This is a genomic window from Streptomyces sp. NPDC002853, assembly GCF_053591915.1.
Window position 1 is genome coordinate 423,161 of record NZ_JBSFUS010000005.1, and the last position, 26,409, is coordinate 449,569.

Sequence of the window (26,409 nt, forward strand, 5' to 3'; positions counted from 1 at the left end):
ACCCTCACCTTGCGTCAGGCCGCAGGCTGTACGCGACGAAAGGCGAGGTCCATGAGTTACACCGTGGGGCAGGTCTCCGGGTTCGCGGGTGTCACCGTCCGTACGCTGCATCACTACGACCGGTCCGGGCTGCTCGTGCCAAGCGAGCGCAGCCCGGGCGGGTACCGCCTGTACGGCGAGGCCGACCTGGCCCGCCTGCAGCAGATTCTCTTCTACCGCGAACTCGGCTTCGCCCGGGGAGAGATCGCCCAGATCCTCGCGGACCCACAGTCCGATGCGCTCGATCTGCTGCGGGCCCGGCACAAGGCGTTGGTGGAGCAGATGGGCAAGTTGAGCCGTCTGGTGGAGGTCGCCGAGCGGGCCATGGAGGTGCAGCAGACCGGCGTGCGGCTCAACCCGCAGGAGCGGTTCGAGGTGTTCGGCGAGATCACCTTCGACCTGAGCTACGCCACCGAGGCCGCCCTCAAGTGGGAGAACACTCCCGGCCACCAGGAGGCGATGAGCAGCGCCGCCTCGCACTCCAAGGAGGACTGGGCCCGGATCACGGGTGAGGCGGCGGCCTGGCGGACCGCACTCGTCAAGGCGTTCGACGAGGGCGAGCCCGCCGAGGGGAAGCGCGCAACGGCCTTGGCCGAGGAACACCGCCAGCACCTCGTCCGCTGGTTCACGCCCTGCCCGCCTGCCATGCACCTGCGGGTCGCCGCCGACTTCGCCGATGACCCCCGCGCCTTCGCCCTCGTCGTCCCGGCTTCCGAGCAGCGGCCGGGCCTCGCCGCGTACCTGCACGCGGCGGTGCGGGCCAACGCGGAACAGAGTGCGAGCGAGGGGGGAGACCGATGAGGATCCTGATGGCAGCTGCCGGGTCGTACGGGGATGTCGCCCCGTACACCGGCCTCGGTGCCCGGTTGCGGGAGGCCGGGCACGTCGTTGCCCTTGCCACGCAGGAGTCCTTCGCGCCGCTCGTGCGGGGGGCCGGGCTCGACTTTCGTCCGCTGCCCGCCGATACAGGCGCCGGCGGTGGTGGACATCGGCAGCTGATGCGCACCGCCGCCGCGTTCGTGCGGAAGCTGGGGGCCGGGCTCGTCGAGGCTGCGGAGCCGGGCGCCGACGTGCTGCTGCTCTCGACGACCACGGCGCCCCTGGGCTGGCAGCTGGCCGAGGCCATGGACCTTCCGTCCATCGGTGTCTACCTGCAACCCACGTACCCCACAAGGGAGTTCGCGCCCGTGATGGGTGGTGGCAGGTCGCTCGGCGGTTTCGGCAACCGGGCGCTAGGCCGTTTCTCCTTGCGGATGGCCGACCGTGTCTACGCCGAAGCGGTCGCGGACCTGCGGGTGCGCCTCTCGCTGCCGCGCGCCACACCGGGTGCCGTCCGGCGGCGCCAGGAAGAGGCCCGGTGGCCGGTCCTGCACGGTTTCAGCACCGCCGTGGTGTCCCGGCCCGCGGATTGGCGCGACGGTCTCGACGTCGTCGGCAACTGGTGGCCGCACCATGACCCGGGTATCCCGCTGCCCGCCCTCTTCGAGCACTTCCTGCGGGCCGGGCCGCCGCCCGTGTTCATCGGGTTCGGGAGCATGGCCGCGGATGACGGCGCGTGGCTCGGCGAGCTGGCGGTCTCCGCGCTGCGCCGGGCCGGGCTGCGCGGCGTCCTTCAGGAGGGGCGGGCGGGGCTGATGGCGCACGGCGACGACATCCTGACCGTCGGCGAGGTGCCGCACGCGTCCCTGTTCCCGCGGATGGCTGCCGTGGTCCATCACGCGGGCGCCGGCACCACGGCGGCGGGGCTGCGGGCCGGGGTGCCCTCGATCCCCGTGCCCGTCATGGCGGACCAGCCCTTCTGGGCGGCGCGGCTCGCCGGTCTCGGCGCGGGCACCGCGCCGGTCCCGTTCAAGGAACTGACGGTGGAGCGCCTCGCCGAGCGGATCGGGCGTGCGGTGGGTGAGCCCACGTACAAGGAAGCCGCCGGTGCCGTTGCCCGCCGGATGGGGGCGGAGGACGGCGCCGGGCAGGTCCTCAAGGCCGTCGAGGCGCTCGGCTAGGCCCGCATCACCTCCCCGCCCACCACCACGACCTCGGCCTTCGTCCCGGGAATGTCCTCGGGACGGACGCGGAGTATGTCCCGGGACAGGACGACGAAGTCCGCCAGCTTGCCCACCGTCAGCGAACCCCGCTCCTGCTCGAGGAAGTTGGCGTACGCGGAACCCATCGTGTAGCCGTGCACGGCGGTCTGCACGTCGAGGGTCTCGTCCGGCTGCCAGGCCTCACCACCGCCGAGGGGGCGTCGGGTGAGCGCGGTGTAGATGCCCGCCATGGGGTCCATCTCGGCGACGTTCCAGTCGCTGGAGAGCGCGAGGACCGCCCCCGCCTCGTGCAGGCTCCGCATCGGCCAGGCCTTGTGCCACCGGTCGGCGCCGATGTTCTCGGCCCAGTCCTGGCCGGGCCCCGCGATCTCGGGGGCGCAGTGGCGCGGCTGCATGCAGGCCACGACGCCGAGTTCGGCGAAGCGCGGGGTGTCGGCGGGGTCGAGGCACTCGACGTGCACGACCTGGTGGCGGGCGTCGCGCGGACCGTTGAGGGAGCGGGCGTGCTCGACGGCGTCGAGGACCGTGCGGATGCCGCGGTCACCGGTGGCGTGCACGAAGCACTGGAAGCCGCGGGCGTCCAGCTTCGCGAGCAGCTCGGCGAACTCGTCCGCGGGGTAGAACGTGTCGCCCCGGTGCTTGCCGCACCCGGAGTAGGGCTCAAGGAGCGCGGCCGTGCGCGGCTCGACGACGTCGTCGATGTAGAGCTTGAGCGGGCCGACCCGCAGCCGGTCGTCCGTGAACCGGCGTGCGGCGTCCGCGAAGTCGTCGAGATCCGCGTCGGACGTGCCGCGCGGATGGAAGAGCGCCGCGACGACGCGTGAGCGCAGCCGCCCCTCCGTGCGGGCGCGGGTGAACAGCTCCAGGTCGTCCAGGGAGTTCTGCGGCTCGACGACCGTGGTGATGCCGTAGCCGATCGCGTCGTCCAGGCTCTTGGCCAGGCGCCCGTACTGCCGGTCGGGCGAGGCCCACGGCAGGCCGAGCTCGCGCAGCGCCCGGTGCCCGTCGCGGGAGAGGCCCCTGATCGCGAAGTCCTTGACGAAACCGGTGGGTTCGCCCGTCCGCGGGTCGGTCTCGGCGCGGCCGAACGGCAGCGACGTACGGTGACGGTCGACGCCCAGCCGGCGCAGAGCGGCCGTGTTGAGCCAGGCGGTGTGGACGTCGTAGCTCAGGACGAAGGCCGGGGTGTCGCCGGTCACGGGGTCGAGATCGGCGGCGCCCGGCATGCGGCCGCCGGGGATGGCGGAATAGTCGAACGCCTCGGCCTCGATCCACTCGGCGTCAGGATTCTCGGTGCGCCAGGCGCGGATGCGGTCGTGGATCTCGTCGAGGGTGCGGGCACCGGCGAGCTGTACGCAGGCGTCGTCGGAGCCGAGGCGCACATGGTTGTGGGCGTCGATGAAACCGGGCAGGACCAGGCGCCCGGCGCCGTCGACGACCCGTGTGCCCGCGCCGGTCCAGGCGTCCGCCTCCGCGTCGGGTCCGAGCCAGGCGATGCGCCCGTCAACAACGGCGAGAGCCTCGGCCGAGGGGAGGTCGGGGTCGACGGTGTGGATGCGGGCGTTGCGCAGGACGAGATCCGCGGGCCTTGGGGTGGTGCTGGTCATGAGGGGTGAACTCCTGGTGCGGAACGGTTGGTTCGGGTTGTACGGGAGGGGTCGAGGGCGCTTCAGGCCGAGACCGGCAGGGACGCGGGGACGCTGCGGCCGGCCAGTGCCCAGTACGTGAGCCCGGCGACGGCCGAGCCGAGCAGGGTGAGGTCACCGCCGCCGAGCGGCGCGACCAGCGGCCCTGTCCACAGTTCCGAGTCGCAGGTCAGCGCGGCGAAGGCCATGCCGGCGACCAGGGCGGCCATCCCGGCGGGGTGGAATCCGGCCCGGTACCAGTAGGTGCCCTCGCGGCCGGTGGTGTGCAGGGCCCCGGTGTCGTACCGGCAGCGCCGCAGCAGCATGTCGGCGAGGAACACTCCGCCCCAGGGTGCGAACACGATGATCAGGAGCGAGAGGAAGCTGAGCAGCGACTCGGTGAAGTCGGTGAGGAACAGCGCGCCGAGCGAGCCGAGCCCCGTCACGACGACGCTGATGACGATGGCCTTGGCGCGGCTCCACGGGATGCCGAGGACCTGCAGGTTGAGGCTGGAGGAGTAGAGCGTGAGGATCGAGTTGGTGACCGAGCCGCCGAGGACGAGCAGCAGGAAGACCGGCTGGAACCAGCCCGGAAGCAGCCTCTCCACCCCCGCGACCGCGTCCGTCATGTCCGCCTGCGTGGCGGCCGCGGCGCCCGCGACACCGAGCGCCACGGAGGAGACCAGACCGCCGAGCGCGCCGGCGACGGTGATCGACCGCAGTGAGGTGTCCCGGGGCAGGTAGCGGGTGTAGTCGGCGGGCATCGGCAGATACGAGAACGGCCCCGCGAGCATCACCACGAACGCGAGCGTCCAGCCGGAGAAGCCCGCGCCACCGCCCGCCGCGGCACCGAACTCGGCGTCGGGCAGCACGAACACGAGCAGCACCCCGAAGCCGGCCGCCAGGACGTACGCCATCCAGCGCTCGGTGAGCTGCACGGTGGCATGACCCCACATGGCCACGGCGAAGGTCATCGTCAGGGTCACCGCGAGGGCGAGCGCCCGCGCCGCGTCACCGCCTGCCCAGCCGAGGTCGGCGAAGAGGGCTTCGAGTGCCAGCGTGCCGACCACGGTGTTCACGATGGTGTAGCCGATGGAGACCACCCAGTTGAGCAGCCCGGCGGGAAGGTTCCCGAGGACGCCGAAGGCGGCGCGGGAGATGACGAGGGTCGCGGTGCCGGTGCGGATGCCGCTGAGTCCGGCCGCGCTGATGGCGAAGAAGGAGAGCCCGCCGATCACGACCACGGCGGTGGCCTGCCAGAAGCTGAGGCCGAAGCTGACGGCGAGGGTGCCGTTGATGACGTAGGTGAAGGTCAGGTTGGAGCCGAACCAGAGCCAGAAGAGGTCCTTGGCGCTGCCGTGTCTGTCCTCGTCCGGGATCGGGTCGATGCCGTGGGTCTCGACCCGGAACACCTCGTCGCTGGTGACGCCGGTGCCGATCCCGGTGGGGGTCGTTCCGGTGGTTGTCCCGGTGCTCGTTCCGGGGGAAACCGGGGCCTCTTGCGTCATGCGGGCACCTCACTCTCCGGCACCCAGACTTTGAATGCCGTTCTAAGACCTAGAACGGCATTCAAAATGCGCCACGGTGCACGGAGCCGTCAAGACCCTGCGGGAAATCGGCCGCGGGCGGCGGGGATAGGGTCGGCGGGTGGAGCAGGACGCGGGGACCGGAACGGGAGCAGGCGTGGCACGACGGCGGGACGGGCAGATCGCCCGGGACCGGATGCTGGAGGAGGCGATGACGGCGATCGCCGAGGACGGCCTCGCCGCGCTCACCATGTCCGCGCTCGCCGAGCGTCTGGGCACCAGCGGCGGCCACATCCTGTACTACTTCGGCAGCAAGGACCGCCTGCTCCTCGAGGCGCTGACGTGGAGCGAGGCCGCGCTGAGCGAGGAGCGCCGGGTGCTGCTCGCGGGCCGTGCGGCCCCCGCCCGCAAGCTCGACCGGTTCCTGCGGATGTATCTGCCCAAGGGGCCGCGTGACCCCCGTTGGATGCTGTGGATCGAGCTGTGGGCGCGCGCCGGGGCGAACGAACCGCTGCGCACGGCCCAGGACGACCTGGACCGCGGCTGGCAGGCGGATCTGGAGACCCTGCTCACCCAGGCCGCGGCCAAGGACGCCTTCGCGGTGGACGACGCCGCCGGGCGGGCAGGTGAACTGCTCGCCCTTCTCGACGGCCTGAGCACCCGTGTCGTCCTCGGGCAACGCGGCGCGGACCGCAGGGTGGCCCTCGCCTCGGCGCGCTCGGCGGCCGAGCGGCTCGTGGGGCGCCCCGAGGCGAGCGGTCCGTAGCCCGAGCGGCCGAACGCGCAGGGCGTGATGGTCATGAGGGAGCCGGAGCGTGGAAGCCTCCCCACATGACCGAAAGCGCATACCTCTACATGGCGAACCCTCGGATCACGGTCCTTGGCGTCAACCCCGGCCGGCCGCCTTTTCGCATCGTCGAGCTCGACGGCGAGGTGGTCGGTGAGGCCAGGGAACTTGTCGACGTCCTGGAGGTGGCCGCTCAGGCGGGTCACGTCGTGCACGACGTGGACGACCCGGATCAGGTGCGCTGGGTGGGCGGCGACAAGTTCACCTGGAAACCGAAGGAATCGACGGAGCCCGGGGAGCCTAGGGAATCGATGAAGCCGAACTAGCCGAAGCGGGGCGAGCCAGGGGAGCGGGGCGGTCGGGCTCCAAGTCGTAGATCCTGTTCAGGAGCTCGGCCTCGTTGCCCGTCAGGCCCGCTCGGCGCAGCGCCTCGTCCGCCTCCGCCATGGGCCCGGCGAGCAGCGAGGCCGCCGCTGCCGGTGAGGGGCCGGACAAGGCGGCCCGTGCGGTGTGCAGCAGCCGCAAGCAGGCCTGGGCGGCGGCCAGTTCCGGGGTCGGCGTGCTGGTCATGTCGAGAGCTCCTCTGCGCGGGGTCACAAGGGCCGATGGCTCGCACCGGTGGACCCTCCACTCTTGCGCACGGGTCTGACAATCGGGCTCTAGGCGGTCGCGGCGCGGCGGGTGAGCCGCAGCGTGAGGCCCTCCGGCATGAGCGTGAGGCGCTCGACGACCCGCAGGCGGTAGGCGGGGTCGGCGTGCAGGTCGTAGCGGCGCAGGAGAAGGCCGAGCACCAACGTTGCCTCGTGCAGCGCGAACTGACGGCCGATGCAGGCCCGCGCGCCCGTGCCGAACGGTTTGAAGACGTGGGCGGGCCGTGCCCGTACCGCCGAAGGGGCGAACCGGTCGGGGTCGAACTCCTCGGGCCGCTCGCCCCACGCCGCCGGGTCACGGTGCAGCAGTGTGGCGAGGACGAGCGCCCATGCCCCCTCGCGCATCGGGTGCACTCCGCCGAGCGTCGTGTCCTGGAGGGCCTGGCGCGAGAAGCCCGGCGCGGTCGGCCACAGCCGCAGCGACTCGTCGAGGACGCGCCGCAGGTAGCGGAGCTTGGCGACCTGCTCGTACGCGGGCTCCTCCGCGTCACCCCAGACCTCGTCGACCTCGGCCTGGGCGCGGGCCAGGACTTGGGGTGAGCGCGAGAGGTAGTGCAGGGCGAACGACAGCGCGCCCGATGTCGTCTCGTGCCCCGCGACGAGGAAGGTGATGACCTGGCGGCGGATGTTCTCGGCGGAGAGCCGCTCACCGGTCTCGGGGTGCGCGACCTCCAGCATCCGGTCGAGCAGGTCGCCGTCGCCGGGGCCCGAAGCGGCGCGGCGGGCCGCGACCACGTCGTCGACGGTGCGGTTGAGGTAGGCCATGTCGGCGGCGTTGCGCCGGGTGGCGCCGCGCAGCAGCAGCGGGGCGAGCGCGGGCGGCACGACGTTGCGGCGCTGGGCGTGGGAAAGAGTGCCGACCATCGCCGACACGAAGGGGTGCGGCCGGGACCGCTCGAAGGAACCGAAGTCGTGCCCGAAGCCGGTGCGCGAGATCGTCTCCAGGGTCAGCTTGGTCATGTCGCCGGGCACGTCCACCGACCTGCCGGACTCCTCGCGCGCGTCCCAGCGGGCGGTCAGCTGCCGGGCGACGTCCAGCATCAGCGGGTGGTAGCCGGCCATCGCGTCGCGGCTGAAGCCCGGCGCGAGTATGTCGTGCGCCAGCTGCCAGTTGGGCTCGTGGTTGTACGCCGTGAACAGGCCGTCACCGGCCACCGGCCGCAGATTGGCGACGCCGAGGCCCACATGTTTGGCGAACCTCGACTCGTCGGCCAGTTCGGCCGCGAGCCCGGCGCCCCAGACGAAGACGATCTCCTTGCCGAACGCCTTGCGGCGGAAGATGGGCCCGAGGCCGCTGCCGATGCGCATCGAATCCTGCACCGGCGTCCGGACATGGGCACCCAGGACGTCGCCGACCAGGGGCAGGCGGCGCGGCGGATGCGGTATGAGGTCGAGCCGCGGCCATCCGAGCTCGGCGCTGCGGAACCCCTTGGGGGGAGTTCCGGCACCCTTCCCCGCCTGCGATGTCTGCGACATCTGCGCCATGTGTGCCATCTCCCTTGAGCCGCAGACCCGTTGAGCCTGTTGTACGCGGATTCAATAAGGGTCATCAGTCTGGTGCCGCTGTTGAATCCACGTCAAGTAAGGTGCTCCCATGGCCGCGAACCCGCAGGAGCGCACGCGCCGCAGACTCAGCTCCGAGGAGCGCAGGGAGCAGCTCCTCTCGGCAGGGGCGCGGCTCTTCGCCCAGAATCCGTACGACGACGTCTGGGTCGAGCGGGTGGCGGAGATCGCCGGTGTGTCACGTGGCCTGCTGTACCACTATTTCCCCACCAAGAGCGATTTCTTCGCCGCCGTGGTGCAGCGCGAGAGCAGGCGCATGCTGCGCCTGACCGCGGCCGTGCCCGGAGTGCCCGTCCGCGATCAGATCGGTACGGGCCTCGACACCTTCCTCGCGTACGTCGAGTCGCACGCCGAAGGCTTCCGTGCCTTCCACCGGGCGGAGGAGACGGGTGACGCCACGGTCCGCAGGATCTACCGCGAAGGTCTGGCGGCCCACGAGGACCAGATCCTCCAGGCCCTCGCCGCGGACCCCGAGACGGCGTCCACCCCGCACGACCTGCCCACCCTGCGCCTGGCCGTACGCGGCTGGCTCTCCTTCATGGTCACGGTCTGCCTGGAGTGGCTGGAGGAGCCGGAACTGCTGCCTCGCGCACAGGTACGGGACCTGTGCGCGAGGGCGCTGCTGGGTGCGATCGCGCCCTGAGGGTGATTGGGGTCAGGCCGCCGTCGCCAGGGGCCTCGCAGCGGCCACCAAGCGTCCGTCGGGGAGCAGTTCACCGGTGTCGTCGAAGACGATCGTGCCGTTGCACAGCAGGCTCCAGCCCTGTTCGGGGTGGGCGGAGAGGATCCTGGCCGCGAGGTGGTCGGGGCTGTCGGCGGACGGGCACTGGGGCTGGTGGGCGCACATGGTGTACCTCCGGGTGGGGGTCGCGAACCTTGTGCGCGGCCCGGTCTCTTCTCGGTCTTTCCTGCTATGGGTCAAGACTCCGTGAGGTGCCTCAACTCATCGCTCGGAGACGCTACTTGTGTGCTCAGGTGGGGATGAAACCTGCCCGGAAGTGCGTCAGGAGTGTGGTACGTGCCGACGTGTCCGTCAGGCGGCCCGCGGCCCAGAGGAAGAAATCGTCCGCCTCCGCGTCCATCCAGTCGTGGGCCGGGTCGAAGGGGCCGGGGTCCGGTGCGGGGTAGCGGAGGTCGAGGGCCGTGCCCCGCGTGTCCTCGACCGTGAAGCGGCGTCCGGCGTCCGGGCCCGTGGACTGCCGGACGGTCACCGCGTCGCAGTCCCAGCGGCGCCGGCCGAACTGGAGCCAGAGGGTCGCCGCCTCGTCAAAGGGGTCCGCGTACAGCGCCGCCGTCCCTGCCCCGCCCGCGTGCACGAAGCCGTGACAGCGGCCGGACGCGGGGGACAGGAGCCCCGTGCGGGGATCGAGGGCCCACGTCCTGCCGTGGTGGTCGTAGTCCTTGAGCAGCATGGACGTCAGGTGCTCACGAGCGCGGCGGAATGCCGAGTTCCCGGTCGACGGCGGCGCTGGTGCGGGTCGCCGCCCCGATGACCGCGGCCCAGCTGCCGTACTTGGCGAACTGCTGGCCGGCGGTCGGGCCCAGGGGATTGCCGTACTTCTTCATGTTCCGCTGCTCCAGTGCCTCCACCGCCTCGGGGGTCATCCCGGCGCGGGTGATGTCCTTGGCCTCGTTGCGCATGTCGACGAGGACGCGTGCGATCTCCTCGTCGGAGCGGCCTTCCTCGTGCATACGGTCCGCCACGCGCTCCATGGTGTCCAGGAGCTGGTGGTAGCGCAGCCGCACCTCACGTGCCCGCTCCCGCTCCTCCGGGCTCATCTGCCGGATCAGGCAGACCGCCGGGTCCTTGCTGGTGCACGGCTCCTCGGGCGCGGTGTGCGGGGCCTGCACGCTGGTGGCGTAGGGGGCGTACCGCACCAGGGCGTCCGCGTGGGCGTGGGCCGGGGCGAGCAGGGTGCCGCTGAGGGTGGTGAGGAGGGGGAGGAGGAAGAGGACGACGAGGCGGGGGAGGAAACGCGGGGGGACGGGTACGGCCATGGGGTGGGCGCGCACGTAAGAACGCTCCTTCGCCTGGGAGTTGGGGCGAAGGGGACATTACGGTGCGATAACGGCTGCGAGTGGGCTCCCTCGCGGCGCGTCCGGGTGACGTACGAGGTGGCACTCGCGCCGGGCGGGGCACGCGCCGGTTCAGCGCGCCGCGCTCCCCTCGCCTGTGGCCGGCCGCAGGCTCAACGCGTGCAGTGCCAGCTGCATCTCGAACTGGGCGGCCGGATCATGCAGCCGGTCGCCGAACACCTCGTCCAGCTGCCGCAGGCGGTACCGGACCGTCTGCGGGTGCACGGCGAGGCGGGTGGCGACCTCGCTCGCGTTGTGCCCGCACCGCAGCCAGCACAGCAGGGTCTCGGCGAGGCGCTCGCGCTGCGGTGAGCGCACCTCCTCCAGGGGCCGCAGATGCCGCTGCGCGAGCGCGTCGATCAGCGCCTCGTCGTGGAAGAGCAGCAGCGTCGCCAGGTGGTCGGCGCAGTGCAGCAGGCCCGCGCGGGGCAGGATGCCGCGCCGCGAGAGGTCGAGGGCACCCAGCGCCCAGCGCAGCGAGCGCGCTCCCTCGTGCAGCGCGACCGTGGGACCGATCACCGCACGCAGGCCCTGTAGCGCGGCGGCTATCGAACGGGCCCGCCCCGGCCCTTCCGGATCGGGCACCACGATGCGGCCGGGCTGCTCGGAGAAGCGCGCGAGGAACTCCGGGGGCACGATGGGGCTGACGGTCTCCGGGGCCAGGGTGTGGTCGATGACCACCACCGCCACCTCGCGCGGAATGGGCCACTGGGCGGCCTGCGCGAGATCGGCGATGGCTTCCGCCGACGCGGGAGGATCCGCGGTCAGCAGGTCGATGAGGCGGGCCCGGCGCTGCTGCAGTTCCCCCGCGGCGTGCAGCCTGGCCTCCGTGTAGCCCGCGGTCGTCGCCGCGGCCATCTCGTCCAGGTGCAGGAAGAGGGCCTCGCCGAAGGCGGCGAGCACGTGCCGCGGCAGCAGGTCGGCGTCGACCAGGGCGTTGACCCGGCGCCAGGTGACGCGCGCGCCGAGGCGCAGCGCGGACTGGAAGGAGTCGAGACTGCGGCCCTCGTCCGCCTCGCCCCTGCCGATGTTCTGATAGGTGGCCTTCACCGAGACCCAGTCGGTGTCCGGGTGGGCCATCCGGGCGAGGAACCCCTCAAGGGCCTGCTCCACGCCCCGGTTCACGACGTGCATGTACGTGTCGTCCGTCGGGCGTGCGTACTCCGGTATCTCCGTGCGTATGGCCCGCACCACCTCCGACGTGATGTCGTCGAGGAACGGCCGCACGTGGTCGTGGAGCCCCGAGGGGAAGGCCCTGAACGCGGCGTACGACTCCTCCGCCGGGGTGCCCGCGGATGCGGGGGCGCCGGCCTGGGGTATGCCGGCGGGCAGCGTCGAACCGTTCACCGTGGGGTGCTCCCTCTGCGCGCGGGGGACAAAGGTCTGGTGAAGAAACCGCCGCGGGTCCGTGGCGGTCCGTCGAGGACGGACACACATGATGCTGCCCCCTGTCACCCCCGTGACAAGAGGCAGCGCGTGCGAACTAGCTCACTTAGGCGGGCAGTTGCCGGACTCCGCCCGGCCCGCGAACCGGTCACCGAGCCACTTGACCGTGTCGTCCTCCGCCAGTTGGCCGGTTGTCAGGTGCTCGCCCGGATAGACCCTTCGGGCGCAGATAGTCAGCGGAGCCACAGGCCGCCGGACCGGAACTGTGCGCCGGGGACAAGTGGCGGCACGCCCTCCTGCGCGACGATCAGGGCATGACCGAGCCACAGGTGACGGCCCAGGACGCACAGCCGTGGCTGCGCTTCTACGCCGCCGGGGTACCGCACCGCCTGCGGGTCCCCGATGTCACGCTGCCCGAGCTGCTCGACGCCGCGGCCCGGCGCCACGGCGGCCGGTCCGGCTTGCGGGGGCTGCACCGTGCCGTGGGTGAATGTGCCGACACGCTGCGGGCGCTGGGCGTCCGGCACGGCGACCGGGTGGCGCTGGTGCTGCCCAACTGCCCGTGGTTCGCCGTGGCGTGGCATGCGGTGCTGCGGCTCGGGGCGGTCGTGGTGGCGATCGACCCGGCGGCGTCCCGGGAGGTGCTCAGGCATCAACTGGGCGACTCGGGAGCGGTGCTGGTCGTCGCCGGCGCGACGGCGGGGGAGCGGCTCGACGCCGCCCGCGGCGACACGTTCGTACGGGATGTCATCACCGTCCCGATCGACGGGGAGTGGCCGGGGCGGGGCCGCGTACGCAAGCCGTCCCGGCCGCAGGCGGGGGGTGGGGGGCCGCGGCCCGGCGATCTCGCCGTCCTCGCCTACGTCGCCGCCGGCGGGCCCGCGGCGATGCTCACGCACGCCAACCTCGTCGCCGCCGGCCACCAGCTGGTGGTGTGGCTCCCGCAGTTGCGCGACGGACGGGAGACCGCCCTGGCCGTCACGCCTCTCTGGCGTCCGCACGGACTGCTGTTCGGCCTGATCGCCCCGCTGCTCACCGGGGCGCGTACCGTCCTCCTGCCGGATCCCGGCCCAGAGGCGCTCCTGCGTACGGCGCGCCGCCGGAAAGTGACCCTCCTGGCGGCCGAACCCGCCGACTGCCGAGGTCTTCTCCGCCGTCCGGTCCACGAGTTGGAGGCCCTCGCCACGGTGCGGACCTGGCTGACCGGGACGCTGGACGCCGGGACCGCCGACCGCGTCCGGTGCTCGGTCGACGCGGTACTCGTGGAGGGCTACGGCATCCCGGAGGCCGCGGGCGCCGTCCTCGCCAACCCGCGCGGGGCCAACGCCCGCCCCGGCACCTCCGGCCTGCCCCTGCCCGGTACGGAGGTCCGCATCGGCCAGGAGGGCGCCCCCGGCGCGGAGCTGCCCCCGGGGCAGGCCGGTGAGTTCCTGGTCCGGGGGCCGCAGGTATGCGCGGGTTACTGGGGCGACCCGGCGGAGAGTGCGCGGCGGCTGTTGCCGGGCGGGTGGCTGCGTACGGGCGACATCGCGGTGCTGGGCCCGGACGGCTATGTGACCGTCATCGGCGGCCCGGGTGCCGGGGACTTCTGGGACGCCCCGGCCCCCGCGTCACACCTCCAGGAATGGCCCCGTCCGTGAACCGCTCGCCCGCGCGATCTCCTTCGGTGCCCCCTCGGCCACGATCTCGCCGCCCGCCTCACCGCCGTCCGGGCCCATGTCGATGACCCAGTCGGCGGCGCGGATGACGTCCAGGTTGTGCTCGATGGTGATGACGGTGTTGCCCGTGTCGACGAGGCGTTGCAGGACGCCGAGCAGACGTGCGGTGTCGGCGGCGTGCAGGCCCGTCGTGGGCTCGTCCAGTAGGTAGAGGGTGCGGCCCGTGGCGCGTCGCCCCAACTCCTTGGCGAGCTTGACGCGTTGGGCCTCACCTCCGGAGAGGGTGGTCGCGGGCTGGCCGAGCCGGAGGTAGCCGAGACCGACGTCGGACAGCCGCTGGAGCCGCGTCGCCGCCCCCGGCACGGCCTCGAAGACCGTGAGTGCTTCGTCGACGGTCATGTCCAGGACCTGAGCGATGTCGTGGCCGCCGTACCGCGCGGCGAGCACGTCGGGCTTGAAGCGACGCCCGTGGCAGGCGGGGCAGCGCACCTCGACGTCGGGCAGGAAGTGCATCTGCACCGTCAGCACACCCGCCCCCGTGCACCGCTCGCAGCGGCCTCCCGCGACGTTGAAGGAGAAGTGCCCGGCGGTGAGGCCCCGTTGACGGGAGCCGTCGCTCCCCGCGAACGCCTCGCGGATCGGTGTGAACGCGTCCGAGTACGTCGCCGCGTTCGACCGCGGCACCCGGCTGATCGCCTGCTGGTCGATGGTCACGACCTTGTCGACGTGCTGCCAGCCCTCGATCCCGTCGTGGACGCCGGGGGTGTCGCTCGCGCCGTGGAATCGCTGCCGTGCGGCACGCCCCAGGATGTCGAGCACCAGCGACGACTTGCCCGAGCCCGAGGGGCCGCTCACGGCGACGAGCCGCCCGAGCGGGAACCGCGCGGTGACGTTCTTGAGGTTGTGCGCCCGCGCCCCGCGGACGACGAGCCCGGCACCGGACGCGGGCGTCCTGAGCGCGGGAGGCGGCATCGTCAGGCGCCCGGAGAGATGGTCACCGGTGACCGAACCGGTGGCTGCCGCCACCTCGGCGGGCGTACCGGCGGCCACGATGTGCCCGCCGGCGCGGCCCGCGCCGGGCCCGACGTCGACGACGTGGTCGGCCGCGCGCAGCACATCGAGGTCGTGCTCGATGACCAGGACCGTGTTGCCCAGGTCCCGCAGGCGGCGCAGGACGTCGACCAGGCGGGCGGTGTCCGCGGGATGCAGCCCGATGGTCGGCTCGTCCAGGACGTACAGGACTCCGGTCAGGCCCGAGCCGAGCAGCGCGGACAGGCGCAGGCGCTGGGTCTCGCCCGCCGAGAGGCTGGGTGTGGCGCGCTCCAGGGTCAGATAGCCGACGCCGACGTCGACGAGGCGGCGCACGCGTTCTTGCAGGTCGTCCACGATCGGCTCGGTGACGTGCCAGGCCTCGCTGTCCGTCACGTGATCGCGCAGACCGGCGATCCACCCGGCGAGCTCGTCGAGCGGCAGGCGCGAGGCGTCGACGATGGTCAGCCCGGCGACCGTGACCCGTCGGCTCTCCGGGCGCAGGCGGGTGCCGTCGCAGTCCGGGCAGACGTCGTTGACGAGGAACTTCTCCGTCTTCTCGCGGTAGGCGGCGTCATCGATGCGCTCGGCGTACCGGCGCAGCACGTTCGTGACCACGCCCTCGAAGCGGCCGCGGCCGACCGTCGCCGGTGGTGCGGTGTCCGGGAAATGGCGGCGGAACCGATCGCTGTCCACACCGTGGATCAGCAGGTCCCTTTGCATGTCGGTCAGTTCACGCACCGGAGTCGCGGTGTCGAAGGTGAAGCCGTAGTGCTCACCGGCGGCGCGCAGGATCGTGACGCTGCGCTCGGTCAGCGCGGGCAGCCGGCCCAGCACGGCGCCCCCGGCGACACTCAGGTCCTCGTCGACCAGGCGGCGCACATCGGCCTGGAAGACGGTGCCGATGCCGGTGCAGGTGGCACAGGCACCGGCGGGTTTGTTGAAGGAGAACGTGCCCATCACCATGCCCGGCACGGCCGCCCCGCAGTGCGGGCAGGGGAGCGCGGGCGGACCGCCGTCGGGCGAGACGTCGGCGCCGGGTTCCGTCCCGGACGGTTCGTCGTCCCAGAGCTCGTCACCGCTCACGTGGTAGGCGGGCGGGACGTCCTGACCGCACGCCGGGCACGGGCGGTGGCCGATGCGCGCCCACAGCAGACGCAGATACGTGAAGACCTCGGTGACCGTGCCGACCGTCGACCGGGGGCTGCGGTTGGTCAGATGCTGGTCGACGCTGATCGACGGAGACAGACCGGTGATCGAGTCGACCGAGGGCTTGCCGGTGAAGGTGGTGACCAGGCCGAGCGACTCCAGGTACTGCCGCTGGCCCTCCCGGTGCAGGGTGTCGAAGGCGAGCGTGGACTTGCCGGAGCCGGAGAGACCGGTCAGCACGACGAGCTGGTTCTTGGGGATCGTGAGCGAGACGTTCTTGAGGTTGTGCAGGCGTGCGCCCTTGACGCGGATCGCATCGGCATGGGCAGTGCTGGCATCCATGCCTTCAAGTGTTCCATTGAAGTCCTTCTTGAGACTTTTGCGTGAGGGAGGCTCATAAACCCGTGCATCGGCTCGGATAACCTTCAACTCCGAGGTGCCGGCGCAAGTCTGGAAAGGACCCTTCATGAGTCGAGCGGAGACGCCTCTGCGCCCCGTCGATCTGGCGCGTGCCGCCGGTGTCTCGACCCAGCAGATCCGCAACTACGCCGACGCGGGCATCCTCCCGCCCACGCCACGCACCCCCACCGGATACCGCAGGTTCGACACACGCCACCGCGACGCCCTGCTCACCTACCGCGCGCTCGTGCCCGGGTACGGCCTCGACACCGCCCAGGCGGTCATGCGGGCCGTCCACGCGGGAGACCTCCCACGGGCGCTGGACCTCGTCGACGCCGCTCACGCCGACCTGCACCAACAGCGCCTCTCCCTCCGGGCCGCGGGTGAGGCGTTGGAAGCCGTCGCGAAGGAGACGCCGCAGGACCCCGCGCCGTCCGCGACGCCACCGCACCTGCGCATCGGCGAGGTGGCCGCCCGCCTCGGTGTGCGCACCTCCGCGCTGCGGGTGTGGGAGTCGGCAGGTCTGCTGAGACCCCGGCGCGAACCGGTCACCCACTACCGCTGGTTCAGCCCCGTCGACGTACGCGACGCCCGCATCGTCAGCATCCTGCGACAGGGCCATTACCCCCTGCCGCAGATCCACGCCGTGCTGGACGGATTGCGCGAGACGGGCAGCCCCGACGCACTCCGGGCGGCCATCGCGCAACGCCTCGCGGGCGTCGCCACGCGCTCCACCGCCATGCTGGCGGCATCGGGCCTCCTGCATCAGTACGTCACCGACCATCGGCACCTGGCTGCCGGTCAGCCCCTCACCGACGCACCGGACGGCGGCCCCGCTTGACACCGGAAGGTGCCCCCGGCCGCCGGTGGCGGGCGGGCCGCCGCAGGGTGACCGCGGTGACGACGGCCCCCAACAGGACGCAGAGGGCCGCCAGTTGAAGCCCGGTGTCATAGCCGTCGAGGAAGGCGCTGCGCGGGTCGGCGCCGTCCTGCAGCGCCGTGCGTTCCGTCCGGGTCAGGACCACGCCGACCAGGACGACCCCGAAGACCCCGGAGATCTCACGGGCCGCGCTCACCAGGCCCGAAGCCATGCCGGTGCGCGTCGCGGGGACATCGGCGACGGAACGTACTGTCAGCGGAGTCGTCAGGGCGGACCCCGCGCCGATCAGGAGCAGCCCCGGCTGCAGATCCCAGTACTGCGCGTACAGCCCCGTCCCCGAGACCCACACGAGGCCGCCCGCGACCAGGACGAGTCCGCCGGCGATCGACCAGTGCGCCCCCACCGCCTTCGCCGCGCGCTCGGCGAACGGCGTCGTCACGAGCAGCGCGCCCGCCAGCGGCAGGAAGGCGAGCCCCGCCTTGGTGGGGGAGAAGCCGAGCACACGCTGGAGGTAGAGCGCGGTGAAGAAGAACACGCCGTTGACGCCGATGCCCCACAGCACCTGAGCGGCGGCGCCCCCGCTGAGCGAGCGGCTGCGCAGCAGACGCAGATCCACCAGGGGCAGGAACGTACGCGACTCGACGACGAGGAACGCGACCCCGGTGGCCGCCGAAAGCCACAGACAGAGCGGCACAGGCGGCGTGCTGAAGCTGTGCTCCCCGCCTTTGACCAGGCCGTACGTGAGGAGGAAGAGCGAGGTCGTGGACAGTGCGACGCCCGGCAGGTCGAGGAGCGGCAGCAGGCCGCGGCGCACGCGCGTGACGGTCCGGGGCACGGCGGGCACCAGCAGCAGGGCGAGGACACCGAAGGGGACGTTGAGCAGGAACACCCAGCTCCAGTCCCACCGTTCGGTGACGAAGCCGCCCACCACCGGCCCGAGCGCGAGCGCGACGGCGAGCGCCGCCGTCCACAGACCGACCGCCATGGCGCGCCTGCGGGCGGGCAGATCCGCGGCGACCACCGCGAGCGAGGCCGGGATGACGAGCGCCGCGCCCACACCCTGCACGGTGCGCGCCGCGATGAGCGTCCCGCCGCTGTCCGCGAGGGCGGCCGCCAGTGAGGCCACGGTGAACACGACGATCCCCGCCGCGAGGACCACCCGGCGGCCGAGCAGATCCGTGAGCCTGCCACCGGCCGGCAGGAGCGAGCCGAAGCTCAGGACGTAGCTGGTGGCCACCCACTCCAGGTCAGTGACGCTCAGACCGAGGTCACGCTGCACGGTGGGCAGCGCGACATTGATGACGGTGTTGTCGAGCGTCGTGATGAAACCCGCGAGGGCGAGCATCGCCAGCAGAGCGGTCAGCCTGCCACGGCCCACGTGCGGCTCCCCTCGGTCGCGATGCCGTTCCGCTGCGGGATTCTCCGGGCCCGTGACGGCCGTCGCTGCTGCCCGCGACGCCGAATCGGGTGCGGCGCCTTGTCAGTGAAGTGACAGAGGTTGTCAGACGATCTGTCAGCAGCCCGTCTTACTCATGGGTCACATCCGGGCGGAACCTGGTGCACCGCTCGTCCCGGTCCCTCACGACGCTCGTCCCGGTCCCCGCGAGGTCCGCCCCCCCCGGCCCCGCGCCGTCCAGTTGGAGCCGCCATGCCCACCACGCAGACCCTCCAGCCGCCCGAAGGCCCGCTGCTGATCGACCACTTGGCGCACTGGGCCGCCGCTCGGCCGCACCAACGTGCCTTCACCTACGTGGAGTTCCCCGAACCGTCGTCCCCCGGCCTGCACCACACCCTCGGCTGGCAGGGGCTCGACGTGCGGGCCCGCGCGATCGCCGGGCGGGTCGCGGCGATCGCGGGCCCCGGCGAGCGGGCGGCCCTGCTGCTTCCGCAGGGACTCGACTACGCGGCGGCGTTCCTCGGCTGCCTCTACGCCGGGGTGATCGCGGTTCCGCTGTTCGGCCCCGAACTGCCGGGACACGCAGGCAGGTTGGCGGCCGTCCTCGCCGACTGCGAGCCCGCCTGCGTGCTGGCCGACGCTGCGACGGCTCCCGGGGTCGAGCGGTTCATGGCCGGGCAAGGTCTGCCGCCGGTCCCCGTGCTCCTGGTGGACCGGCCGGGAGAGACGGCTGGGGCCGCCCTGCCCGAGCGGATCGAACCGGACGACATCGCCTACCTCCAGTACACCTCGGGCTCCACACGCAGCCCGGCGGGCGTCGTGATCAGCCACGCCAACGTGGTGGCCAACGCCCGCCAGGCCATCGACGCCTTCGCGGCCCACGCGGCGGGCAACACGACGGTCGGCTGGCTGCCGCTCTTCCACGACATGGGCCTCGTCCTGAGCGTGGCCGCACCCGTCGTCGGTGGTTTCCCCTCGGTCCTCATGGACCCGGTCGCCTTCTTGGAGCACCCGGTGCGCTGGCTGCGGCTGCTCGCCGCGTATCCCGGGACGATCAGCGCGGCGCCCAACTTCGCGTACGACTACTGCGCGAGCAGGGTCGACCGGGACGAGGCCGCCGAGCTGCGCCTCGACCGGGTCAAGGTCCTCATCAACGGCAGCGAACCCGTGCGCCCGGGCACCATCGACCGCTTCCGTGACGCGTTCGCCGACGCGGGACTCGCGCCGGCGGCGCACTGCCCGGCGTACGGCCTCGCCGAGGCCACCGTGTTCGTGACCACCGACACGTTCGACGCGCCGCCCACCGTCGTGGCATGCGATCCGCTCGCCCTGTCCGAAGGACGCCTGGACATGCGTGAGCCGACGGACCCGGACACGACGCACCTGGTCGCCTGTGGCACCCCGGCAGGGCAGGAGCTGCGCATCGCCGACCCGGCGACCGGGGCCGCACTGCGGCCGGGCGAGGTCGGCGAGATCATGCTGCGCGGCCCCAACATCGGCCTCAGCTACTGGAAGCGCAACGGTCTCTCGGAGGAGGTCTTCGGCTTCCGCCCACCCGGCGCCACCGGCGAGGAGGGCAAGGACAGCGAGGCGGGATGGCTGCGCACGGGCGATCTCGGCGCGCTCCACGACGGGCGGCTCTACGTCACCGGCCGGCTCAAGGACCTGATCATCGTGGACGGCCGCAACCACTACCCGCAGGACATCGAGGAGACCGTGCAGTCGTCCGTCGACCTCGTGCGCAGGGACCGGCTCGCGGCGTTCTGCGCCCCCTGGACGGGCACCGAGACCGATGTCCTGGTCGTCGTCGCCGAGCACCGGCGCGGCGCCGAACCCACGGAACAAGAGGTGCTCGCCGCGCTGCGCACCGCCACGGCCGCCGTCTCGGCCCGGCACGGACTGCGCCTCGCCGAACTCCTCCTCATCCCGCCGGGCTCACTGCCGAGGACGAGCAGCGGCAAGGTCGCCAGAGCCGCCGCCCGCAAGCGCCATCTGCTCGGCGACTTCGGCGCCTTCGGCGAGGGCGGCAGGAGCGGCGGGGAGGACACGCGATGAAGGAGGAGGGCCAGGCGGAGATCCGGGCCGCGATCGTCGAGAGCCTGAGCACCTGGTACGGCCTCGCGGCCGAGGAGATCGCGGACGACCGCCCGCTGGCGGAGCTGGGCCTCACCTCGCGCGACGCGGTCGTCCTGACGGCACGGCTCAGCGACCTGGCCGGCACCCGGCTGCCCGCGACGCTGCTCTGGGAGGCGTCGACGATCGGGGCGCTCACCGAGCGGGTGGCGCGCGGCGAACCGGAGCACGGAGGTGCGCCGTCGGAGCAGGCGGGCGCGGGTGCCTCGCCCGCGCGGGGTGACACGCCTGTGGCGGTCATCGGCGTCGGCTGCCGGCTGCCCGGCGCGGTCACCTCGCCCGCCGCCTTCTGGCGGCTTCTGAGCGAGGGCCGCGACGCCGTGGGTACGGTCGGCGACGACCGGTGGGCGTCCTTCGTCCGGGCGGGCAAGAGCTTGCCGGACGACCTCAGCCGGCACGGCGGCTTCCTCGGGGACGGCAGCATCGAGGGCGTGGCGGGCTTCGACGCCGAGTTCTTCGGCATCGGCGCGGACGAGGCCACCGCCATGGACCCCCAGCAGCGCATGCTCCTGGAGGTCACCCGCGAGGCCGTCGACCACGCGGCACTGCCCGTGCCGTCCCTCGCGGGCACCCGTACCGGGGTCTTCGTGGGCATCAGCGGCAACGAGTACGCCCATCTCACCACCGTGGACCCGGAGTCGGTCGGCGCCTGGACCCCGCCGGGCGCGGCCCTGAGCGTGGCCGCCAACCGCCTCTCCTACCTCCTCGACCTGCGCGGCCCGAGCATGGCCGTCGACACGGCGTGCTCCTCCTCGCTCGTCGCCGTGCACCACGCGGTACGCAGCCTTGGCGCGGGGGAGAGCGACATGGCGCTCGCCGCCGGAGTGAACCTGCTGCTCTCCCCTTCGGTGACGCTCGGCTTCCAGCGCGCGGGGGCGCTGGCCGCGGACGGGCGGTGCAAGGCGTTCGACGCGGCGGCCGACGGCATGGTGCGCGGCGAGGGCTGCGGAGTCGTCGTCCTCAAGCGCCTCGCGGACGCCGAACGCGACGGGGACCGCGTCCTCGCGGTCATCGAGTCCACCGCGGTCAACTCGGACGGCCGCTCCAACGGACTCACGGCCCCCAATGCCGATGCGCAGCGCACGCTCCTTGAGCAGTGCCACGCCGCTTCGCCCGCCTCGGTGGACTACGTCGAGGCACACGGCACCGGCACGGCTCTGGGCGACCCGATCGAGGCATCCGCGCTTTCGGCCGCGCTCGGCGCGGGGCGGGGGCGGGCCGCCGACCAGCCGCTGCTCATCGGCTCGGTGAAGACGAACATCGGTCATCTGGAGGCGGCGGCGGGCATCGCCGGGTTCATCAAGACGGTGCTCGCCCTGCACCACGACGAGATACCGCCCCACCTGCACTTCACCGCCCCGGGCCCGCACGCCGACCTCGACGCGCTCGGCCTGCGCGTCGTCACCGGGCCCGAACCGTGGCCCCGCTACTCGGGCACCGCACGCGCGGGCGTCTCGGCGTTCGGCTTCGGCGGCACGAACGCGCATGTCGTCCTCGCCGAACACCGTGTGCCGCGCGCCCCACGTACGGTGGCCGCCGGCGCGGCCGTGGCCCTGCTCGACGGCGTCACCGAGGACCGCGTCCGCGCGTACGCCGGGGAGCTGGCCCAGTGGCTCGCGGGACCGGACAGCCGCTCCGTCCGCCCCGCGGACCTGGCCCGCACCCTGTCCGGCCGCGTGGGACGGGGCCGCCACAAAGCGGCGGTCGTCGCCCGCGACCGGCAGGAGCTGACCACGGCACTGGCTCGTCTGGCCGGGCGGGAGCCCGACGGGCGGGTGGTCCTCGCGGCGCCCGCGCCCGGCGCGTCGTCGACCGGCCCCGGCGCCGTGTGGGTGTTCTCCGGATACGGGTCGCAGTGGCCCGGCATGGGCAGCGAACTCCTCGCCACCGAACCGGAGTTCGCAGCCGCCGTCGACCGCCTGGAGCCGTTGCTGCGTGACCTGGCCGGCATCTCGCTGCGGGACTGCATGGACCCCGGCGCCGATCTCTCCTCGCCCGCCGTCGTCATGCCCGCCCTCTACGGCATGCAGGTCGCCCTCGCCGAGCTGTGGAGGTCCTACGGCCTCGAACCCGCCGCAGTGATCGGCCACTCCATGGGAGAGATCGCCGCGGCCGTCGCCTGCGGCGCCCTCGACGCGGCCACCGGCGCGCGCGTCGTGGCGATCCGCTCGCGGCTCCTGGCCGGGCTCACGGGCGGCGCGATGGCGGTGGTGGACCGGCCCGGCGAGCACATCGAAGCCCTGGCCGCCGACTTCCGCACGCTCCAGGTCGCCGTGCACGCGTCACCCGCGCAGAGCGTGGTCACCGGCTCCGCCGACGATGTGCGCGGGCTCATCGACCACGTCACCGGGGAAGGCGGGTTCGCCCGCTCCCTGCGCGTCACCGGCGCCGGACACTCGCCCCATGTCGACGCGCTGCTCGGCGAGTTCGCCCGGGAGCTCGGCACCGTGCGCCACGCGCGGCCCGGCTGCCGCCGCTACTCCACCGTCCTCGCCGACCCGCGCGACCCGGCACCCTGTGACGCCGGCTACTGGGTCGCCAACCTGCGGCGTCCCGTCCGCTTCACGCAGGCGGTCCGCGCCGCCGCCGACGACGGCCACCGGCTGTTCGTCGAAGTGGCGCCGCATCCGACGCAGTTGCACCCGCTGACCGAGACGCTGCGCGAGGCGGACGCCGAGAACCCGCTGATCCTGCCGACCCTGCGCCGCGGCACCGACGACGCGCTCACCTTCCGCACGTCGCTGGCCACGCTGCTCGTACGAGGTGTCGGCGGGCCCGCGCCACTGCAGGAACTGCATCCCGGCGCACGCATCGCCGACGTTCCCACGCCGCGCTGGCGGCACCGCCGCTTCTGGGCGGGGGAGGCGCCCGGCCCGCAGGAGATGCCACGCCACGCACCGGCCCCCGCCCGCCTCACGGGTCCGCTCGACCGTCTGCGCGGCTGTGTGGCCGACGTCATGGGCTACACCCCCGACCGCATCGACGCCGACACCCCCCTCACCGACCTGGGACTCGATTCGCTCAGCGCGGCGCGCATCCGGACCGCGGTGGAGCGGGAGTTCGGGGTGGAACTGGAGCCGGGGGTGCTGCTGCGGCAGGCGACACTGCGAGGGGTCGCGGAGCTGCTGCCGCAGGGGCGTGGAGGGGCCTTCCGGGAGGCGAGGGAAGAACCCAGGGCGAGGCGTGGGCAGGGCCCCTTCCGCGTGCTGGCCGACACGGGGCACGGCACCCCCCTGTTCCTGGCGCACGCCGCGGGCGGCACCTCCGAGGTGTACGCCCGTCTCGCCGAGCGCCTGTCCGGCTCCCGCCCCGTGTACGGCTTCGACCGGCTGACGACCCCGGAGGATGTCGAGCCCCGTGCGGCGGAGTTCGCGGAGCGTATCCGCACCCTGTGCCCCAACGGGCCCTGGCTGCTCGGAGGTTGGTCCTACGGCGGGCTGCTGGCCCAGGAGGCGGCGAGGCTCCTCACGCCGCACGGCACCGTCCGCGCCCTGGTGCTCCTCGACTCCGTGCTGCCTCTGCCCGTGCCCCCGGGCCTGACCCCGGTGGCGGAAGCGCACCGCCGCTACGCCGGCTTCGCCACCTACATCGCCCGCACCTATCACGCCGAACTCGCCCTGCCTTACGAGGAGTTGGCGCGCCGGGACGACGCCGAGCAGATCGCCCTCGTGATGAAACTCCTGGAACAGGCCGTCGGCCTCCCCCAAGCGGTCCTCGACCATCAGCGCACCTCGGCCCTCGACCTGCGCAGCGGCGAACGCCACAGGCCAGGACCGTACGCGGGCCGGACCCTGCTCTACCGGGCGACCGAACCGGCCCCGCACACCGTGCGCGACGCACGGTACGAGCGGGACGACCAAGGTCTCGGGTGGGACGCCCATTGCGCCGACCTCACGGTGACCCCGCTGCCGGGACACCACCTCGCCCTGCTCGACCCGCCGGTCGTGGACACCCTCGCGGAGTTCCTGACCCGCGACCTGCGCGACGCCTGACCGTTCGCACGTGCACCCGCCCACCTACCCGCTCGCCCGAGGAGAGGACCACCCCATGCCGCAGAAGCACCGCAGACCACGCAAGAAGCGTGCCGCCCTGGCCGCGGTCGCCGCGCTCCTCGCCACCGGCGGAGCCCTTGGCACCTCCACCGCCCTGGGGGCGCCCACCGCGGCACCGGCGGCAGTCCGAGCCGCCGAGATCCCGCGCGTCGTCGGCGAGCAGTGGATCGACTCCCGCACCGTCGACCTCACCGTGGACTCACCCGCCGTGGGCAAGCAGCTCCCCGTACGCGTCATCCTGCCGGCCCGCTTCAAGGAACAGCCCGACCGCACCTGGCCCGTGCTCTACCTCCTGCAGGGCGCCCACGACGACTACACCTCCTGGACCCGTGAGACAGACGTCGAGGAGTTCATGGCCGACAAGGACGTCATCACCGTCATCCCGGCGTCGGGCCCCACCGGCATCCCCACCGACTGGTGGAACCACGGCAGCCCCACGGCCCCCGACTACGAGACCTTCCAGGTCGAGGAGTTGACGGGAGTTCTGCGCGACGCCTACCGGGCCAACGGCACCCGCGCCGTCGCCGGAGTCTCCACCGGTGGCTACGGCGCCATGGCGTTCGCCGCCCGGCACCCCGGTACCTTCGGCGCGGCAGCCTCGTACAGCGGCGTCCTGGACACCACGGCCCTCGGCATGCCGACGGTGATGAGCGCCATCGTCGCCCGGGAGCTGCAGCTGCCCTCCGCCCTGTGGGGCAGCCCCTTCCTGCACCGCGAGAACTGGAACCGGCACAACCCCGCCGCCCTCGCCAAGCACCTGGCCGGGACCCGGCTCTACGTCTCGCAGGGCAGCGGCGTCCCCAGCAGCGACTTCGGCAACCTCGAGGGCGCGATCCTGGAGGGCACGCTATGGAACCAGGCGCACGCGTTCGCGCGGCAGTTGGACCGCGCCGGTGTCCCGGCGACGGTCAACTTCTACCGCGGCGGCTCCCACGCCTGGCCGTCCTGGCAGCGGGAGTTCAAGGCTTCCTGGCCGACGCTGGCGGCGGGCCTTGGGCTTCCCGCGCGGGCGTCCTGACGTCGGCGGAGATGCGGGCGAGCCGCCGCTCGTCGGGCCACCGCACCGCGCTCGCCCACGAGGCCAGCTCGAAGAGGCGGATCAGCCGGGCGCTGGAGTCGAGCTGCCCGCGCAGCACTCCGTGGCGGGCGGATGTCGGGTCGGCGTGATGGAGGTTGTGCCAGGACTCGCCGCCGGAGAGCGGCGCGAGCCACCAGACGTTCCCCGAGCGGTCCCGGACCCGGAAGGGACGGTCCCCGCTGATGTGGCAGATCGAGTTGATCGACCAGGTGACGTGATGGAGCAGACCGATGCGGACGAGACCCGCCCAGAAGAAGGCGGACCAGGCGGCGCCGGAGTCCCAGGCGCCCGCACCCCACAGGCCGCCCACCACCGCGGGCGCGCCGAACGAGAACAGCACGATCAGCGGCTGCCAGCGCGCCACCAGGACCAGGTCGCGGTCGGCGAGGAGGTCGGGGACGTAACTGCGCTGGTCCGTCTTGTCGTTGTTGAAGGTCCAGCCGACGTGCGCCCAGACCATGCCCTTGAGCAGGGCGCGTACGGAGGTCCCGAACCGCCAGGGGGAGTGCGGGTCCCCCGGCCGGTCCGCGAACCGGTGGTGGCGGCGGTGATCGGCGCACCAGGTGATCGCATCGCCCTCGACGGCCAGCGTCCCGGCCACCGCGAGCGCGATCTTGAGGGGCCGGGCGGCCTTGAACGCCCTGTGCGTGAACAGGCGGTGGTAGCCGATGGTGATGCCGTGAACGGCGACGGCGTACATCACCGCCCCGATCACCAGGTCGTGCCAGGTGACCCCCCACCCCCACAGCACGACGACGGACGCGATCACCGCGACAAAGGGAATTCCGACGAACACCCCCACGACGACCCGGTCCGCTGTGCCCATCCGTTCGCCCCGAGCGGCCTTCACGCTCTCTTCTTCCATGAGCTTTTCTCACCTTTCAGTGCGGGTGAGCCGGACATTAGCGACGGAATTACTAAGACCTCTACTCGGAAAGTGA

At 72.7% G+C, this 26,409-nt stretch carries 21 protein-coding genes; 10 read left to right on the forward strand and 11 right to left on the reverse strand.

Annotation, left to right across the window (positions count from 1 at the left end; genetic code table 11):
- The first annotated feature begins 51 nt into the window (after window positions 1-51).
- Both ACWD02_RS16545 and ACWD02_RS16550 read left to right on the forward strand, forming a co-directional pair.
- A complete protein-coding gene (locus tag ACWD02_RS16545) occupies window positions 52-840 on the forward strand; it encodes a MerR family transcriptional regulator (protein ID WP_451210403.1) in 789 nt (262 codons plus the stop codon).
- Window positions 837-2,039, forward strand: coding sequence for a glycosyltransferase (locus ACWD02_RS16550; RefSeq protein WP_451210405.1), 1,203 nt, complete (start codon window positions 837-839; stop codon window positions 2,037-2,039). Before ACWD02_RS16545 ends, ACWD02_RS16550 begins: the two co-directional genes overlap by 4 nt.
- Here ACWD02_RS16550 and ACWD02_RS16555 read toward each other — a convergent pair.
- Window positions 2,036-3,688 carry an amidohydrolase gene (locus tag ACWD02_RS16555; RefSeq protein WP_451210408.1) on the reverse strand — a complete coding sequence of 551 codons (1,653 nt, stop codon included), beginning with the start codon at window positions 3,686-3,688 and terminating at the stop codon, window positions 2,036-2,038. The genes ACWD02_RS16550 and ACWD02_RS16555 overlap by 4 nt on opposite strands.
- Before the next feature lie 62 nt (window positions 3,689-3,750).
- Complete coding sequence (locus tag ACWD02_RS16560) at window positions 3,751-5,214, reverse strand: purine-cytosine permease family protein (RefSeq protein WP_451210411.1); 1,464 nt, start codon at window positions 5,212-5,214, stop codon at window positions 3,751-3,753.
- Between the two features lie 214 nt (window positions 5,215-5,428).
- Here ACWD02_RS16560 and ACWD02_RS16565 point away from each other — a divergent pair, with 214 nt between their 5' ends.
- Window positions 5,429-5,998 (forward strand): TetR/AcrR family transcriptional regulator, encoded by a 570-nt coding sequence (locus tag ACWD02_RS16565; RefSeq protein ID WP_451210803.1) that lies wholly within the window; start codon window positions 5,429-5,431, stop codon window positions 5,996-5,998.
- A gap of 65 nt (window positions 5,999-6,063) precedes the next feature.
- The gene (locus tag ACWD02_RS16570; RefSeq protein ID WP_451210414.1) at window positions 6,064-6,345 is read left to right on the forward strand and encodes a hypothetical protein; all 282 of its coding nucleotides are present in this window, start codon (window positions 6,064-6,066) and stop codon (window positions 6,343-6,345) included.
- On the opposite strand, the gene ACWD02_RS16575 is transcribed toward ACWD02_RS16570, so the two are convergent.
- Window positions 6,320-6,589, reverse strand: coding sequence for a hypothetical protein (locus tag ACWD02_RS16575; protein ID WP_451210417.1), 270 nt, complete (start codon window positions 6,587-6,589; stop codon window positions 6,320-6,322). The genes ACWD02_RS16570 and ACWD02_RS16575 overlap by 26 nt on opposite strands.
- Before the next feature lie 89 nt (window positions 6,590-6,678).
- Window positions 6,679-8,163, reverse strand: a complete 1,485-nt coding sequence (locus tag ACWD02_RS16580; RefSeq protein WP_451210419.1) for a cytochrome P450 — start codon at window positions 8,161-8,163, stop codon at window positions 6,679-6,681.
- Window positions 8,164-8,263: 100 nt separating this feature from the next.
- Here ACWD02_RS16580 and ACWD02_RS16585 point away from each other — a divergent pair, with 100 nt between their 5' ends.
- Window positions 8,264-8,875, forward strand: a complete 612-nt coding sequence (locus tag ACWD02_RS16585) for a TetR/AcrR family transcriptional regulator (RefSeq protein ID WP_451210422.1) — start codon at window positions 8,264-8,266, stop codon at window positions 8,873-8,875.
- Between the two features lie 12 nt (window positions 8,876-8,887).
- On the opposite strand, the gene ACWD02_RS16590 is transcribed toward ACWD02_RS16585, so the two are convergent.
- From ACWD02_RS16590 to ACWD02_RS16605, 4 genes are all read right to left on the reverse strand, one after another.
- Window positions 8,888-9,079 carry a DUF5999 family protein gene (locus ACWD02_RS16590; protein ID WP_451210425.1) on the reverse strand — a complete coding sequence of 64 codons (192 nt, stop codon included), beginning with the start codon at window positions 9,077-9,079 and terminating at the stop codon, window positions 8,888-8,890.
- A 124-nt stretch (window positions 9,080-9,203) separates the two neighbouring features.
- On the reverse strand, window positions 9,204-9,644 hold the full coding sequence (locus ACWD02_RS16595; RefSeq protein ID WP_451210428.1) for a hypothetical protein: 441 nt from the start codon (window positions 9,642-9,644) through the stop codon (window positions 9,204-9,206).
- A 13-nt stretch (window positions 9,645-9,657) separates the two neighbouring features.
- Window positions 9,658-10,245: a hypothetical protein gene (locus ACWD02_RS16600; RefSeq protein WP_451210430.1), complete on the reverse strand. Its 588-nt coding sequence runs from the start codon at window positions 10,243-10,245 to the stop codon at window positions 9,658-9,660.
- Between the two features lie 135 nt (window positions 10,246-10,380).
- Window positions 10,381-11,655, reverse strand: coding sequence for a helix-turn-helix domain-containing protein (locus tag ACWD02_RS16605; protein WP_451210432.1), 1,275 nt, complete (start codon window positions 11,653-11,655; stop codon window positions 10,381-10,383).
- Window positions 11,656-12,008: 353 nt separating this feature from the next.
- Between ACWD02_RS16605 and ACWD02_RS16610 the strand changes: the two genes are divergently transcribed.
- Window positions 12,009-13,334 (forward strand): AMP-binding protein, encoded by a 1,326-nt coding sequence (locus tag ACWD02_RS16610; protein ID WP_451210435.1) that lies wholly within the window; start codon window positions 12,009-12,011, stop codon window positions 13,332-13,334.
- On the opposite strand, the gene uvrA is transcribed toward ACWD02_RS16610, so the two are convergent.
- Window positions 13,305-15,872 carry an excinuclease ABC subunit UvrA gene (gene uvrA, locus ACWD02_RS16615; protein WP_451210437.1) on the reverse strand — a complete coding sequence of 856 codons (2,568 nt, stop codon included), beginning with the start codon at window positions 15,870-15,872 and terminating at the stop codon, window positions 13,305-13,307. The two genes, ACWD02_RS16610 and uvrA, sit on opposite strands and share 30 nt — an antisense overlap.
- 124 nt (window positions 15,873-15,996) lie before the next feature.
- On the opposite strand from uvrA, the gene ACWD02_RS16620 reads away from it, so the two are divergent.
- Entirely contained in the window at window positions 15,997-16,770 is a 774-nt protein-coding gene (locus ACWD02_RS16620; protein ID WP_451210440.1) for a MerR family transcriptional regulator, read from the forward strand.
- Here the strand turns inward: ACWD02_RS16620 and ACWD02_RS16625 are convergent.
- Window positions 16,739-18,187: an MFS transporter gene (locus ACWD02_RS16625; RefSeq protein ID WP_451210443.1), complete on the reverse strand. Its 1,449-nt coding sequence runs from the start codon at window positions 18,185-18,187 to the stop codon at window positions 16,739-16,741. The two genes, ACWD02_RS16620 and ACWD02_RS16625, sit on opposite strands and share 32 nt — an antisense overlap.
- A 270-nt stretch (window positions 18,188-18,457) precedes the next feature.
- On the opposite strand from ACWD02_RS16625, the gene ACWD02_RS16630 reads away from it, so the two are divergent.
- Genes ACWD02_RS16630 through ACWD02_RS16640 form a run of 3 tightly spaced genes read left to right on the forward strand, consistent with a single transcriptional unit; the run spans window position 18,458 to window position 25,408 of the window.
- The gene (locus ACWD02_RS16630) at window positions 18,458-20,260 is read left to right on the forward strand and encodes a fatty acyl-AMP ligase (RefSeq protein WP_451210446.1); all 1,803 of its coding nucleotides are present in this window, start codon (window positions 18,458-18,460) and stop codon (window positions 20,258-20,260) included.
- Window positions 20,257-24,330 (forward strand): acyltransferase domain-containing protein, encoded by a 4,074-nt coding sequence (locus tag ACWD02_RS16635; RefSeq protein WP_451210448.1) that lies wholly within the window; start codon window positions 20,257-20,259, stop codon window positions 24,328-24,330. The genes ACWD02_RS16630 and ACWD02_RS16635 overlap by 4 nt, the downstream gene beginning before the upstream one ends.
- Before the next feature lie 55 nt (window positions 24,331-24,385).
- The gene (locus ACWD02_RS16640; protein ID WP_451210451.1) at window positions 24,386-25,408 is read left to right on the forward strand and encodes an alpha/beta hydrolase; all 1,023 of its coding nucleotides are present in this window, start codon (window positions 24,386-24,388) and stop codon (window positions 25,406-25,408) included.
- Here ACWD02_RS16640 and ACWD02_RS16645 read toward each other — a convergent pair.
- The gene (locus tag ACWD02_RS16645) at window positions 25,350-26,333 is read right to left on the reverse strand and encodes an acyl-CoA desaturase (protein WP_451210454.1); all 984 of its coding nucleotides are present in this window, start codon (window positions 26,331-26,333) and stop codon (window positions 25,350-25,352) included. The two genes, ACWD02_RS16640 and ACWD02_RS16645, sit on opposite strands and share 59 nt — an antisense overlap.
- Between the last annotated feature and the right edge of the window lie 76 nt (window positions 26,334-26,409).